Source organism: Sporosarcina sp. P13, from assembly GCF_002743055.1.
In the GTDB taxonomy this organism is placed as follows: Bacteria; Bacillota; Bacilli; order Bacillales_A; family Planococcaceae; genus Sporosarcina.
The window spans coordinates 74,721-89,795 of sequence record NZ_PDYM01000004.1; the positions used below are offsets into that span (position 1 = coordinate 74,721).

The following is a 15,075-nucleotide window of genomic DNA, read 5'->3' on the forward strand; positions in this document are numbered from 1 at the left end:
AAGGAAGAATTGAACATGACAAAGTATTTTGGCACGGATGGTGTGCGAGGTGTAGCAAATACCGAGCTGACACCGGAGCTTGCTTTTAAATTAGGAAGAATTGGCGGCTATTTATTCACGAGGGAAGTAGAAGGGAAAGCAGTAGTGCTTGTTGGACGGGATACACGAATTTCTGGTTCAATGCTTGAAAATTCCTTAATTGCAGGGTTATTATCTGTAGGTGTAGAGGTAATGACGCTTGGTGTAATTAGTACACCAGGGGTTTCTTATTTAACGAGAGTGATGAATGCGCAGGCAGGAGTCATGATTTCCGCATCCCACAATCCGGTAGAAGATAACGGGATTAAGTTTTTTGGTGGAGATGGATTCAAATTAACTGATGCACAAGAGGCTGAGTTTGAAGCGCTATTACACGCGGAAGAAGATACCTTGCCACGCCCGGTCGGAAGCGAAGTTGGCACAATTACTGAATACTTTGAAGGTGGACAAAAGTACATTCAATATTTAAAACAAATAGTGGATGAAGACTTCGAAGGAATTCATGTGGCTCTTGATTGTGCGCATGGAGCTACTTCTGTATTAGCGACACATGTATTTGCAGACCTAGATGCGGATCTTACAACGATGGGTGCATCTCCGAATGGTTTGAATATAAATGATCAAGTTGGATCTACACACCCCGAAACTCTTGCGGCGCTGGTTGTAGAAAAGAGTGCGGATATCGGTCTAGCCTTTGATGGCGATGGCGATCGTCTCATTGCAGTAGACGAAAAAGGTAATATTATAGATGGCGATCAAATCATGTATATTGTTGCACGATACTTACATAGTAAAGGTCGTTTAAAGGCTGACACAGTTGTATCAACTGTGATGAGTAATCTCGGATTTTATAAAGCACTTGAAGAAGTTGGAATAAAGAGTGTGCAAACAGCAGTAGGTGACCGTTATGTTGTAGAAGAAATGCGTAAAAGTCTTTATAATCTAGGTGGAGAGCAATCAGGCCATATCATTTTCTTGGATTATAATACAACGGGCGATGGCCTTCTGACAGCACTACAATTAGTTAATATCATGCAACAGACGGGTAAGAAGTTATCTGAATTAGCTAGTGACATGACAATCTATCCACAAGAATTAGTAAATATCCGTGTAGCTGATAAACATGCTGTTATGGAAAACCTACGTATTGTTGGTGTCATCAATGAAGTGGAACAGGAAATGGCGGGCCAAGGACGCGTGCTTGTACGACCATCTGGAACTGAGCCACTTGTTCGTGTAATGGTTGAAGCAGCATCAAAAGAACAATGTGCTAACTTTGCTGAACGGATTTCGCAAGTAGTTAAAGAAGAGATGGGCATCGAGTAAATAAATGTTCAAGCTGGTCGTGCTAATGCATGAGTATCCAGCTTTCTTTTCGTAGAATGAGTAATTCGCAGCGGAAACCAGCGGGGAAATGCTTCCGATGAACGGAGGGGTAAGAGGATGAGTCAAAAGAAATTTCAAATCATGTTAGCGCAGCGAACGGAGAATATCTTCGAAGAGTGGAAATTACGGGGAAGTTTGACAGAACGTGAACTGTATTATTTCCTGCACAAACTTAAAGGGACATCCGGAACTATCGGGTTACAGCAATTATCTTTATATTGTGCATCGCAGTTAGAAATCCTAACATCTTCCAATGATCAGAAGATTCCAGTTTCATCGTTAGAAAACTTAAAAAATCGTATTCGCTCATATTTTTATGAATCAGCAGATGGAAAGAAAGAAAAGTTCCAATTACCTGATCGTTATGTTAATCGTCTTGATCAAGAGACATTCATTTTAATTATTGATGATGATTTAGAATTCGTTTCTTATCTAAAAGAATTACTAGAGAAACTAGGTGCACAAGTTATTATTTCTTTGAATGGTAAGCGTGGTATTGAACAATTTTACTCCATGCGACCAAGTATTGTCATAGTAGATCATAAGCTACCGGATATGTCCGGTTTTGAAGTCCTTGATCAAATAGCAGAGACAGCTAGACAGAAGAATACGACACTTGCCATTTCCAGTGAACAACCTACGAAAGAACTTCGGATAGAGAGTTACCGCAGAGGGGCGATGGATTTTATCACTAAACCTTTTGATATGGACGTCTTCTTCCCTTATTTATTTAATCGCCAGCAGTGGCAGAAAGCGATTAGTAGCAGCATAATTACGGATAGTTTGACGGGTGTAGGCAATCGCCGCTATTTTGATGAAGTGATAAATAATTGGGTAAAAGATTCAGAGCAGTTCAAAAGTACTTTTTCTTTAGTCATGATAGACTTAGATCACTTCAAGCAAGTCAACGATTTATATGGACATCCAGCAGGTGACGAGGCCCTTCGTAAATTCGGTGAAATTATTAAAAAAGAAAAGCGTGAAGGTGATTGTGTATTCAGATATGGTGGAGAAGAATTTGCATTTCTTCTTAACGATATTCAAGCCGAAGACACCGTTCATGTTGTAGAGCGTGTGCGAAAGAAATTTAATAGTGTGGAGTTCACTTCAGGTAAAAAAACATTTACTGTTACGTTTTCAGCGGGGAGCGCCACGTTCAGTGGAGATATGACTGAACTGATCTCGGCAGCGGATCAAGCGCTTTATGAAGCGAAGCGCAATGGAAGAAATCAGACGGTAATTTATGATCAATGTAGAGTAGTCGTCCGACGTAAATTAATGGTGATTATTGTGGATGATGATTCATTCATTCGTCAAATTCTTCAACAGACTTTATTGGAATTGAAATCTCGGGATGTGGACATAACGGTTAAGACTTATTCCGACGGTCCAACATTCCTTGGGGATGATTGGTACACACCGGACGACTATTTCATTGTGTTGCTAGATGGCGTGATGCCAAAAATAGATGGTTTGGAAGTGTTAAGCCGTTTAAAGAGTGACCATTCTAAAACAAATGTAACGGTTTCTATGATGACAGCGAGAAAAAGTGCTAACGATATTAAGGCAGCATTATGGTTAGGTGCTGATGATTATATTATTAAACCATTCCAACCATCAGAAGTACTTGGGCGTATAGACAAGTTAGCTAATCGGTTGTTTGATAAAAGAGAATAGAAAGGTTGGGATGTATTGGAGATTACAGGGAAAAAGGTACTGGTTGTGGATGATGAAGACATTTTACGCATGCTGCTGACAGATACCTTAGAGTTTGAAGGATTTCAAGTTGATGAAGCGGAAGATGGCTTGGAAGGACTGAAAAAAATTCAAGAAAATCACTATGATGTAATCCTTCTAGATTATATGATGCCGCATTTGACTGGATTAGAAGTTCTAGAACGTATCCAACCATTGCAACTTGATACACCTGTGATCATGTTGACAGCGAAAACCCAACAAGCTGATCAAGAAGCTGTAATAGAAAAAGGTGCTACCTATTTCGTAGCTAAACCATTCAGTCCCAATGAATTAGTTACATTATTAAAATCGTTATTTTAAAATGACCGTCCTTTCCAATTTGCTGAAAGGTCGGTCATTTTATTTGTGTTCAGGATATAAAATTCTACCATCTGAACGATTAATCGTTTGTAAGATGATTGAAGATAGATCGTGAAGAGGATAGGGTTTCGTTACATACTGATGAACATGAAACTTCTCTATAAGCTGCAGTTCCTTTTCCATTAAAGAAGAGATGACAATAGGAATCATCGCTGTCTGGGTATTTTCTTTCATTCGCTTGATTAGATCCCAGCCATTTTCATGGTTAGCGAGTATTAAGTTCACAATGACAGTAGCAGGCAACATTTTTTGAATACAACTAAATGCTTTGTCTACAGTGTCATGGTGAAGGACGGAAAACCTATGATCGGTTAGTTCTTCACCAAGAAGTAATGGGGTACTCGAATCATATTCAACAATTATAATGAGTGGCTTGCTTAGATTTATAGATTCGGTTGGTAGTTCTTTTTTGAGTGGAAGTGAGAAGAATATCGTTGTTCCAACTTCTTTCTCTGAATCTACCCAAATGGTTCCGTTTAGGTCCATAATAATTTCCTTACAAATAGATAAACCAAGACCGGTTCCACCTATTTTTCTGCTATAACTATTATCGAATCGATAAAACTTTTCAAATAGGTGATTGATATCTTCTGTAGGTATACCAATCCCGTCATCTGCAATGGAAACAATAACCGAATCCTGTCGATTCCATAATGAAACTTTTACATTACCACCATCTGGCGAAAACTTCAAAGCGTTGCTTAGTATGTTGGTGAAGACTTGAAGCAATCGTGCGGCATCAGCTACGACGGTGGATGTGCATGTCATATCTTTAATTGTAATATCGTGTTTTGATGATTGAATAGCAATTGTATCTACTGCTTGTTTTGCAAGCTCGGCTATAGATACATTGTCCATCGAGTACGTTTGACGACCTGACTCCATGCGCTGAATATCAAGGAAGTCATTAATCAGTGCAGTTAGACGATTGGCTTCATTATGGATCGTTTCTAAATATCGTTTTTTACGATTCTCATCCATATCTTTTTTTAGCAATAGTTCAGAGAAACCAAGAATACTGGACAGCGGTGTGCGTAGTTCATGACTTACTGTTGAAACAAGCTCTGTCTTCATCTTATCTACTTCATGTTCGTGTGTAATATCTCGATGAACGAAGATAGTTCCTACTTTCTCTTCGTGTATGATAATAGGCACACTGTAAATATTCATGACTCGCGACACGTTGGATGGTGTCGAGATAACATACGTATTATTGCTTAATTCTCTATTGTCCGGATCAAGTGTTTTTTCTAAAAAGGCTTTGTATTGTTCGGGATGATCGATTTGCTGTAAGAAACAATCGACCCATTCATCACGAGGCCATAACCTATGTTCTGTTTCAGGTTCCATGCCAAGTAAATCGAATAGTGCTACATTATATTTATCTTGTTCATCAATATTTGAGACAAAACGTATACCTTCATTGATATTATCCAAGATATTCTGGTTTAGCTGTCGTTCATGACTTATTAATTCGTATTGCTCGATTCGATCTACCGCGATAGCAATTCGTTTAAGTAAGCCATATAAATCTGCTTGATCATCTTCTGTGAATGGTTTCCCTACCCGGGAAATGACGGAAAAGATGGCCAATTCATTTGCTGAGTTAAAAACTCCTGCCACGAAATCATAGACCAATGTGACGTTTTCTGCTATACCTTTTTCATAGTTAGCTTCCCGTTTGAGGACAAAATATGGTTCCGTCTCTAAACGAAGTTTCATATACTCTAGTCGTTCTTGTTTCACTTCCAGAAAGAATTTTTCGGACATGCCCTTAAGCGAACAGGTATCACTTTTAGGGAACCATAGGAAACTCAGGTCTCCTGGATAAATTGAATTCAAATAATCAGATGTTTGTTCACACACGTCTTTTTTATCTAATGAGAAGGATAATAAATGATTTAAGCCGTTGTAGCGTTCCAAACGAATACGGGAGAAGCGCGCTTCTGACAAAGCATATTCCGTTTGTGTCTGGCGATTAAATAGTTCATCTTGTTGGGTTAGCAGTTCTTCGTTTTGTGACAGTAGTTCTTTTTCGTTGGATTGGATGCGCTCCATCATTTTATGAATAGCTTGTGATAAAGCACCAATTTCATCTTCTTTCTTAACCGGTTGGAAAAGGATGGTTCCTTCTGCTTCATATTGGTTGGCAGCGTGCGTTATTTTCTCGATGGGACGTATTACGCGATTCAGCACATTCCATACCATATAGATTGGCATGGTTAGAAAAGCGAAGCCGAGCAACGTAATAAATAGGAAGAATAAATTTGTTTGATTTTTTGATTGTTCGTAAGACACTGAAAGACTATCTTTGACGTTAAGGTTGTAGTCATTGGCATATTGAATGAAATTATTCACAGACTGATTTGTTCCACCTTTAGCCAAATTACGTAGACCTTCAAAATCATTAGATTGTACAAATTTAATTGCTTTTGGCAATGTAACATTCTCATAGTACACTAAAAAGTTATCGATCTCTCCAATGGATGTCTGTTCTTCAGCAGTAAGGGAAAGTGCCTTAAATTCAGTAGAATACGAATGAATTTCTGTGATTGCCTGATAAGCTGCATTTAGTTCATCTTCTATTTGAAAAGCATAGTATCCACGCATTCTAAAAAACAAATCTTGGACAGAGTTTGAAATTTCTTCGACCAATTGAGCCTTTTCGAACATATTTTGCTGGTGTTTTTCAGTTTCGCTCCGTGAAATTTTAACATATGCATACATACTGCCCATACCTAGTACAGCGATTAAAAGCGAAATAATAAATACACGTATATATTGCTGACGAATCCCATTTTTTCGCGACATTCGTTTGCCCCTTCCTACCTACTTCTATATTTATTTTATCATTTGTAGAAGCAAATAGGCAGGGGATTAATTCGATAAATCAGCCAAATCGCCCGTTGATATAGTCATCTGTTAGCGGATCGGAGGGGGAGTCGAATATTACGGAGGTTGGAGCCATTTCAATCATTTCCCCATGTAAGAAAAATGCTGTCTGATCAGATATGCGTGCAGCTTGTTGCATATTATGCGTGACAATTACAATGGTAACTTCTTTCTTCAGTTGCTTAATGAGTTCTTCGACTTTGTGGGTAGAAATTGGATCGAGTGCCGAGGTTGGTTCATCCATCAGCAATACGTCAGGTGATACGGCTAATGCGCGAGCAATGCAAAGTCGCTGTTGCTGACCGCCGGATAAACTCATGGCAGGTGTATGCAGACGATCTTTTACTTCGTCCCATAATGCAGCTTTACGCAAGCTGTCTTCCACTACTTGCTCAATGATTTCTTTTTTTCGGACCCCTTGAATTTTCAAGCCAAATGCAACGTTCTCAAAAATAGACTTAGGAAAAGGATTTGGCTTTTGGAAGATCATACCGACTTTCATGCGTAGTAATTCAACGGGTAATGTACGAGAGAAAATAGTTTCATCCATATATGTTAGTGTTCCAGAAATATGCACGTCTGCTTGTAGTTCGACCATTCGATTGAGTGTTTTCAGAAAAGTAGACTTCCCGCAACCAGAAGGCCCAATGATGGCGGTCACTTCTTTTTCATGAATCGTGACGTCTAGATTTTTTAGTGCGTGTGATGTTCCGTACCATAGATTTAGTTTGTCTGCTTTGTATACGGGCTTGTTCCAATTTGCATTATTCATCACGTGAAGCTTTGGTTCAGTTGTCATGTTTTTAAGTACCATCGGTTGAAAACCTCCATTTATTCGTTAGGTTCACTGTACAGGAGGTATGTTGAGGTGGTATGAAGGGGATGTTAAGAGTTTGTAAAAGGGATGCCTAGCTAGTAGTAGCTAGACATCCCTTTTTAATCATTCGAAAATATATTGTAGTGCACTGACGGCTTGTTCTACCGATTCTACGGTTACATGCGCTTTGCGTGATAGTTCTTTTAGTGGATGGTGATGGTTTTCTTGTCGAATCAAGATTAGCGGTTTGCCAAAAGCGATTGCGGCACTCGCATCCATCGCAGTGTTCCATTGCTTATACTGTTCGCCAAACAATGCAATAACGATATCTGATTTCTTCATAAGGATTTCGGTTCGTAAGTTATTGAAACTTGAAGCTGCTGCATCTTTGAAGATTTTATCCGGCTGCTCACCTAAGATTTCTTCGCCGATATTGTCTGAACGATCATGGTCTTCCATTGGGCCAACAAAATCGACAGGTAATTGTAAGTTCTTTGCTTGCTGTTTGACTTCTTCTCGCCAAGACGTGTGAATCTCCCCAGCCAGGTATACTGTTAATCGCATAAAATAACCCCTCCTAGTTTGATAGCCTTCATTGTATCATGCTTGTCCGTTTCGTTCAGCAGTATGGTACACTAAATGGAAAAGAGGAGCGATCATTGAATGAACGGACAAAATCGAGCAGATGTTAAACCGGGTTTACGCGTGGCTATTATTTTGAAGAAGGATCAACGAAGTGGTGTGAAGACGGAAGGTGTCGTTAAAGACTTATTAACAAATTCAAGTTTTCATCCGCATGGTATTAAAGTGCGGTTAGAGGATGGACAAGTTGGGCGTGTGGCTGAGATTTTAGGTTGAGAACTAGATGTCCTAGGGTTGCGTTTCACTTGGAGCGCAGTGAAACGGTATCTATAACTATCCACTTCCCATCTTAAATTTATAAACAAAACACATAGTAGCCATCGCTATGTGTTTTTTGCATTTTCAGGACTATTTGCAAGTTGCCGTTCATAGGATGAGGTATGGACAAACAGTTACACAAATTGTCTAAGCAAAAATTGGAGGCGGATGAATCATCGAAACGAAAAACAAAGCAGGTTTGACTAGACGGGACATTTTGAAAACAACAGGGATTGCTACAGGTGTTTTATTAGGAGGCGGCCTGATTGGCGGTCTAGTCGGATATAAGAGCAAGAAATCTAGAAATGTTTTGAAAGAGGACAAGACTGAAAAGCTTGACTTAGAAGTGGGTGCGTATGGCCAAATGTTTTTTTCCAATCCGAATGAATTTGAAACACTATCCGCTGCTATCAAACGGATTTTGCCTGAATATGAAATTGGTTTAGGGGTGTCATATTTCATTGACAACCAATTGGTGGGTAACTACGGAAGTGATTTAGAGGAATATACGCAAGAATCGCTACATCTAGGCGAATCTACTGAAAACAATCTGACACATCTTACACGTGGAGAAATATTCAGGCAAGGCATTGCGAAGCTAGAAGAAGAAGCGGTTCAATTGTTCGGCAAACGTTTCATCGAATTGGAAGAAGAACAAATGGATCGTATTTTGCATTCGTTTCAACGTAATGAAGTGAGCATGACAGATGTTTCGTCCGGGTTGTTCTTCAGCTTGTTGCGTTCTGCGACATTGAAAGGCGTCTATTCAGATCCGAGTTATAACGGTGATCTGAATATAGAGGGCTTATCAGAACATCAACTTTCTTTTTCAAGTGAAATTGAAAGCGAGAAATCTATCAAGCTAGAACCACAACCTGTTGGTAGTTTGGAACGTTGAGGGAAAGCCAGAAAAAAGCTAATATACTTTAAGAAGTAGACATAAATTATTTCATACGAAAAGCCTCGTCTTTTGAAGACGGGGCTTTAGACTGTAGACAAAAGAAGATAAGAATATTTAATGAGTATAGGGTTATGGTACACTTGATAAAATAGAGGTGTGGGAGCTGAATTCTAATGTATGAGTTGAAGACGAAGCAAAACGACAATAATGTAATAGAATTTATTGAGAATGTAGATAATCCAAAAAAACGCGAGGACGCCTTCCGATTGCTTGATATCTTTACTGATACTACTGGTTATGAGGCGAAAATGTGGGGGGCTAGCATCATTGGGTTTGGTTCCTACCATTATGTGTATAAAACAGGTCATGAAGGGGACGCGCCGCTTGTAGGGTTTTCACCACGCAAGGCGAAAATCAGCTTATACTTCGCAACGGGTGATTCTGAGCGCGAACAATTACTAGAGAGATTCGGCAAACATACAAGTGGTAAGGCATGCGTGTATATTAACAAAGTGGCAGATATTGATGTGGATGTGCTGCAGGAGTTGATCCAGCAATCCGTTACGTTTTTAGAAAAGTTATATCCAAATGAATCGGAACGAAAACACGAGAGGTGATTGAAGCCTCTCGTTTTGTGCTTGTTAGATTACTTCCTATAAACCCTCGATAAAACACATGGATTCCTTAGCAATCAGTTTATATTCGATGTCATGAACATAGTGTGAGCAATCAAGTTCAATTAGCTGTCCTTTTTCTTGATCTGCAATAAACTCTTGTTGAAATCCAATCCATTCACTCTCATTCCATCCGGTACCTTTCCCATTCGATGAAAACAATAGCATAGGAACATTAACAGGTAAGCCTTCTTGTACACGCTTCGCATTGTCTTTAATATGAACCGCTTCACTTACCATGTTTTTAGTTGCGGTCCTTCTATAGAAAATCACTTTGTATAAATCTTTCTCATCCTTCGTCAACGTTCCGTAGGTGATTGCGTCACTTTTAGCTAATGAAGGAAGCCATCGCGTTATACCAACGTCCGCTGCTAGCTTGCCTAATCGAATAAAGGGAATATTGATGTTCATCTGTTCATATACACCCGGAACTGCCATATCCAATCCGATGATTGCTTTAACTTCGTCAGGATAGGTCTGTGCCCAATGTAAGGCTTCAATACCCGACATGGAATGGGGTACTAAGATGAAAGGTCCTTCAACCCCAGACTGAAAAAGTGCTTCCCTCGTTTCAGAAAGCATAGTATCTAGATCACGTGCCGAATCAGTAACGTCACTGAATCCATAACCGGCTTTTTCCACGATGGCAATTTGATGTGTATCGCTCATTAGTGAATAAAGCGACTTGAAATCCAACATAGGAGAACTTGTTCCACTGCCAGACAAGAACACCAAGATTTCTTTACCTGAACCTTCCTTATACACATGCATTTGATGACTGTTTACTTCAGTCATCATGCCATTTGGGATAAATTGTTCGTTCTCTTTTGTTAGCTGTACTTGATGGTTTATATAACTAATCGTAACGATCATAAGTAGAATGACGAGCAGGGCTGAAGACGTGATCACAGCAGTTTTACATACATTCCGCAACATAGTGCCCCCTACAATTTGTGTTCAGCCGCTAGTTATTTACCGATTATTCTCCATCACGATACGTAACGGCAGTACCTGTCGCAATGCACATCATCATACCTTCACGCACCATTTCGAAATCCAAGTCCACGCCAATCACAGCGTTCGCTCCCATAGCGCGCGCTTTTTGTGACATTTCTTCAATAGCCGTCTGACGAGCTTCGGTCAGTTTACTTTCATAGGCTGCACTACGTCCACCGACGATATCCGTAACGGATGCAAAAATATCCCTTACGATATTCGCTCCCATAATCGTTTCCCCCGATACAATTCCGTGATACGTTTCAATTGTTCGTCCTTGCAGTGTATTCGTTGTCGTGTGTAACATATAATCTCCTCCTTTTGTTTGTATGTATACGTTATGTGCAAGAGGAAGGTTTCAAAATAGTTTGGACAATAAATCGCGAAAAAAATTTTGCATGTCATTTCCCGGAGAATGCTATCGGAAAAAGTAGTTCCATCCTACGAATCTGATGATATTTGTTTAAAGTGTGCTATTCATCAGGTAGAATAGGTATATTAATAGTAAAAAGGAGGGGATAGTATGACGGAACAAATGTATCAGCTTATTTCGATCATTTTGTACATGGCGACGATGCTGTTTATCGGTTGGTATGCATTTAGACGGACGTCGAATCTGACGGATTATATGTTAGGTGGACGCTCGCTTGGTCCTGCAGTCACTGCGTTGAGTGCGGGTGCTTCGGATATGTCGGGATGGCTATTGATGGGGCTACCAGGTGCTATTTATTTAAGTGGACTTGGGGAAGCGTGGATTGCCATTGGTTTAACGATTGGTGCGTATTTAAACTGGTTGTTGGTAGCGCCGCGATTACGTGTGTACACGCAAGTTTCGAATAACTCGATCACAATTCCAAGCTTCTTAGAGAACAGATTAAAAGATACTTCCCATTTACTACGAGTTGCTTCAGGAATCATAATATTAGTGTTTTTCACATTCTATGTTTCTTCAGGTATGGTAGCGGGCGGAAAGTTCTTTCAAAGTTCATTCGGTTTGGAGTACCATACGGGGCTGTTGATCGTATCGGCAGTAGTGATTGCGTATACGCTGTTCGGTGGATTTTTGGCAGTAAGTTACACGGATTTTGTACAAGGACTTATTATGTTTTTGGCATTAATCTTAGTTCCTTCGGTCGGGATCTTTATTACAGGTGGCTTTACGGAAACAGTCGCAAGTATACGTTTGGCAGATCCTACGTTGTTTAACTTTGTATCAGGTGTCAGTGTAGTTGGAATTATATCGTCACTCGCATGGGGGCTCGGTTATTTTGGTCAACCGCATATTATCGTGCGATTCATGGCGATTAGTTCAGTAAAAGAGACGAAGAGTGCAAGACGGATTGGGATCGGTTGGATGTTGTTAAGTTTGATCGGTGCTATTGCGACAGCTTTTGTAGGGGTTGCGTATTTCCAACAGAACGCTACTGAACTGGCGGATGCGGAAACGGTCTTTATTGTTTTGGGACAAATTATTTTCCATCCACTCATCGCGGGTATTATGTTGGCAGCTGTATTGGCTGCAATTATGAGTACGATTTCTTCTCAATTAATCGTTACCTCGTCTGCCCTAGTAGAGGATTTGTATAAAGCCGTTTTCAAAACGACTGCTTCCGATCGTCATTACGTATTCTTAGGACGTGTAGCGGTTCTAGTAGTAGCTATCGTTGCGATGGTCCTCGCTTGGCCGAATAAAGAATCAATTCTAAAACTAGTATCGTTCGCATGGGCAGGGTTTGGTGGCGCATTCGGACCGATTATCTTATTGACGCTTTATTGGAGAAAGGTCACTGCCAAAGGTGCGTTGTTCGGTATGGTTGCCGGTGCGATTACGGTAGGAATTTGGGGCAGTGTGAAGGTGCTTTCTAGTTCGCTGTATGAAATCGTACCCGGATTTATCATTTGTCTGTTCGTAACGTATGTTATTAGTTTGATAACGTATAAAGAAAATCCAGAAATTACACGTGAGTATGACGAAGCGCTTGAGATGCTTGAAAGAGAAAAGTAATAAATACAAAAGAGCCGCCTGCATATGCGAAGGCGGCTCTTTTGCGTTTGCTTATACTAACATGACTAGCTACGTATTTGACTGAAACATTTATTTGACTCTAACGTAACGTTAGACTTTATAGTAGAAGTAGAGAGGGGGATACTATTGAAAGTGAAGGAAGTATCGGAGCTGACAGGTGTCAGTATACGCACGCTACATCATTACGATGACATAGGGTTGCTCGTTCCTGATCAAGTGACGGAAGCGGGGTATCGCCTATATTCTGATGAAAACCTCGCTGACCTTCAGCAAGTATTATTCTTTCGTGAGCTTGGTTTTTCATTGAAGCATATTAAGGAATTGCTAAGTAGTCCAACATTCAAACGGCTGGAGGCTCTTGAATTGCAGCGCGACATGTTGGTACAAAAGAAGTCGCAACTAGAGAGGATGCTAGCGACTATTGATCGAACAATTCAATCAGAAAAAGGAGAGAATATAATGACGAATGAAGAGAAATTCAAAGGCTTTGATTTTGCAAAAAATCCTTATGAAGAGGAAGCAAAGGCTCGCTGGGGTAAGAAAGCGGTCGAGCAAACGAACAGCCAATTTACTAAAGAGATTCAAGAAGACATGAATCGGATCTATTATAAACTTGCGGATATAAGACATTTGGAGGCTGATTCCATTGAAGCACAAGAAGCTATTGAGGAATGGTTTTTGTTGCTGAATCGCATAGGTAGTTATTCATTGGATGCATTCAAAGGACTTGGAGAGATGTATGTGGCGGATGAACGGTTTACAAAAAATATTGATCAGTTTGGAGAAGGTTTAGCAAGGTTTATGCGGGATGCGATGAATGTGTACGTAGACCAGCAGTAATAGAAAAGCAGAGACGAAGTAAAATTCTTGTCTCTGCTTTCGCTGTTTATAACGTCTTTACCACTTCACCACCGATATCATAATAAAATAAAGCAATCTGTTCATGATAGAGAGTCAAGGCATAATCTTCTTTTAGCAAAATATACAGTAAAAGAATTCTTAGCGACAACAGAGGTAGTGAAAGGAGACATATGATACAATCTGAGAAGACTAATAGTTAGAACAATCGAAAAGATCGGGAGGCTTTGCTATGAATAAAGAAGAGTTTTTAGAGCGTTATGCAATTGAGCGAAAAGGTACGAACTCGTTGAAATGGGACAAACTAGAAGAGCGTTTCGGCGATGCAGATCTGCTTGCAGCCTGGGTAGCGGATATGGAATTTAAAGTGCCTGAGCAAGTAGTGGAAGCAATCATGGAGAAAGTGAATCATGGCGTGTTCGGTTATACATACGTTCCAGATTCTTATTATGAAGCGTTTATTAATTGGGAACGTGAGCGTCACGGCTACGAAGTACAATCGGAATGGATGCGTTTTTCGACAGGTGTCGTGACGGCACTTTATTGGTTCGTCAATGCGTTCACGAAGCCGCAAGATGCGGTCATTATTTTATCACCCGTCTACTATCCGTTTGCTAATGCGGTGAAAGATACAAGACGTACGCTTGTTAGTAGTGAACTTATTAATACGGCTGGTACGTACACTATTGACTTTGAAGACTTTGAAAAGCAAATTATCGACAATGACGTGAAAATGTTTATCCACTGTACGCCTCATAATCCAGTAGGTCGTGTGTGGACGGCTGAAGAAGCGGAGAAACTATTGGGCATTTGTGATAAGCATGATGTACTGATTGTCTCTGATGAAATACATCATGATATGACATTTGGCAATCATACACATATCCCATCTGCTATTGTCGCAGACGGCAAGTTCTCTGAACGTGTTGTGACGGTGACAGCGGCTTCGAAGACATTTAACTTGGCTGGTTTGTTGACATCACAGATCATCATTGAAAATGAAGCGTTGCGTGAGCAATTCGATCAATTCGTAAAATCGGTCAATCAAACAGAAGTGAACTTGCTTGGGATGACTGCTTCTGAAGCGGCATTTCGACATGGTGCGGACTGGCTTGACGGGTTGCGGGCAGTCGTCAAATCAAATGAACGCTATGCAGTTGAACAATTCACGGAGCATGCACCGAAGTTAGTAATTACACCACTTGAAGGTACGTATTTACTATGGATCGATCTTCGCGCGTACATTCAGCCAGAAGGCGTCAAGGAATTCATCCAAGATACATGTAGACTAGCAATTGACTACGGCGAGTGGTTCGGAGAAAATTCCAAAGGGTTCATCCGCTTGAATTTGGGGACAGAGCCCCGACATATTAAACAAGCAGTAGACAGCATTATCGAGCACTTACCTCAATAATATCAAGGGCAGGAAACGAATTGATGTATTCAATCCGTTCCCTGCCTTTTTACG

14 protein-coding genes are annotated in these 15,075 nt (G+C 40.3%); 9 read left to right on the forward strand and 5 right to left on the reverse strand.

Annotated features, from left to right (window positions below):
- The first annotated feature begins 15 nt into the window (after window positions 1-15).
- From glmM to CSV79_RS03630, 3 genes are all read left to right on the forward strand, one after another.
- Window positions 16-1,365, forward strand: coding sequence for a phosphoglucosamine mutase (gene glmM, locus CSV79_RS03620; protein WP_099687755.1), 1,350 nt, complete (start codon window positions 16-18; stop codon window positions 1,363-1,365).
- A gap of 117 nt (window positions 1,366-1,482) precedes the next feature.
- Window positions 1,483-3,102 (forward strand): diguanylate cyclase, encoded by a 1,620-nt coding sequence (locus CSV79_RS03625; protein ID WP_099687666.1) that lies wholly within the window; start codon window positions 1,483-1,485, stop codon window positions 3,100-3,102.
- A gap of 15 nt (window positions 3,103-3,117) precedes the next feature.
- A complete protein-coding gene (locus tag CSV79_RS03630; protein WP_255407409.1) occupies window positions 3,118-3,483 on the forward strand; it encodes a response regulator transcription factor in 366 nt (121 codons plus the stop codon).
- Between the two features lie 39 nt (window positions 3,484-3,522).
- Here the strand turns inward: CSV79_RS03630 and CSV79_RS03635 are convergent, their stop codons facing one another.
- The 3 genes from CSV79_RS03635 to CSV79_RS03645 form a co-directional block, all read right to left on the reverse strand.
- Window positions 3,523-6,354 (reverse strand): ATP-binding protein, encoded by a 2,832-nt coding sequence (locus tag CSV79_RS03635; protein WP_099687667.1) that lies wholly within the window; start codon window positions 6,352-6,354, stop codon window positions 3,523-3,525.
- Between the two features lie 79 nt (window positions 6,355-6,433).
- Window positions 6,434-7,234, reverse strand: a complete 801-nt coding sequence (pstB, locus tag CSV79_RS03640) for a phosphate ABC transporter ATP-binding protein PstB (protein ID WP_369824915.1) — start codon at window positions 7,232-7,234, stop codon at window positions 6,434-6,436.
- A 141-nt stretch (window positions 7,235-7,375) separates the two neighbouring features.
- Complete coding sequence (locus CSV79_RS03645; RefSeq protein ID WP_099687669.1) at window positions 7,376-7,816, reverse strand: YtoQ family protein; 441 nt, start codon at window positions 7,814-7,816, stop codon at window positions 7,376-7,378.
- A 99-nt stretch (window positions 7,817-7,915) separates the two neighbouring features.
- Between CSV79_RS03645 and CSV79_RS03650 the strand changes: the two genes are divergently transcribed.
- The 3 genes from CSV79_RS03650 (at window position 7,916) to CSV79_RS03660 (ending at window position 9,670) form a co-directional block, all read left to right on the forward strand.
- Window positions 7,916-8,110 (forward strand): YwbE family protein, encoded by a 195-nt coding sequence (locus CSV79_RS03650; protein WP_099687670.1) that lies wholly within the window; start codon window positions 7,916-7,918, stop codon window positions 8,108-8,110.
- A gap of 259 nt (window positions 8,111-8,369) precedes the next feature.
- Window positions 8,370-9,050: a gluconate 2-dehydrogenase subunit 3 family protein gene (locus CSV79_RS03655; protein ID WP_233201353.1), complete on the forward strand. Its 681-nt coding sequence runs from the start codon at window positions 8,370-8,372 to the stop codon at window positions 9,048-9,050.
- Window positions 9,051-9,226: 176 nt separating this feature from the next.
- Entirely contained in the window at window positions 9,227-9,670 is a 444-nt protein-coding gene (locus CSV79_RS03660) for a DUF1801 domain-containing protein (protein ID WP_099687672.1), read from the forward strand.
- A gap of 36 nt (window positions 9,671-9,706) precedes the next feature.
- Here CSV79_RS03660 and CSV79_RS03665 read toward each other — a convergent pair whose 3' ends face one another.
- On the reverse strand, window positions 9,707-10,663 hold the full coding sequence (locus CSV79_RS03665; protein WP_099687673.1) for an alpha/beta fold hydrolase: 957 nt from the start codon (window positions 10,661-10,663) through the stop codon (window positions 9,707-9,709).
- Between the two features lie 43 nt (window positions 10,664-10,706).
- Window positions 10,707-11,030: a YbjQ family protein gene (locus CSV79_RS03670; protein WP_099687674.1), complete on the reverse strand. Its 324-nt coding sequence runs from the start codon at window positions 11,028-11,030 to the stop codon at window positions 10,707-10,709.
- A gap of 216 nt (window positions 11,031-11,246) precedes the next feature.
- On the opposite strand from CSV79_RS03670, the gene putP reads away from it, so the two are divergent.
- From putP to CSV79_RS03685, 3 genes are all read left to right on the forward strand, one after another.
- Window positions 11,247-12,728 (forward strand): sodium/proline symporter PutP, encoded by a 1,482-nt coding sequence (gene putP / locus CSV79_RS03675; RefSeq protein WP_099687675.1) that lies wholly within the window; start codon window positions 11,247-11,249, stop codon window positions 12,726-12,728.
- A 141-nt stretch (window positions 12,729-12,869) separates the two neighbouring features.
- Window positions 12,870-13,589 (forward strand): MerR family transcriptional regulator, encoded by a 720-nt coding sequence (locus tag CSV79_RS03680; protein WP_099687676.1) that lies wholly within the window; start codon window positions 12,870-12,872, stop codon window positions 13,587-13,589.
- Between the two features lie 250 nt (window positions 13,590-13,839).
- Window positions 13,840-15,021: a MalY/PatB family protein gene (locus CSV79_RS03685; protein ID WP_099687677.1), complete on the forward strand. Its 1,182-nt coding sequence runs from the start codon at window positions 13,840-13,842 to the stop codon at window positions 15,019-15,021.
- Window positions 15,022-15,075 lie beyond the last annotated feature (54 nt).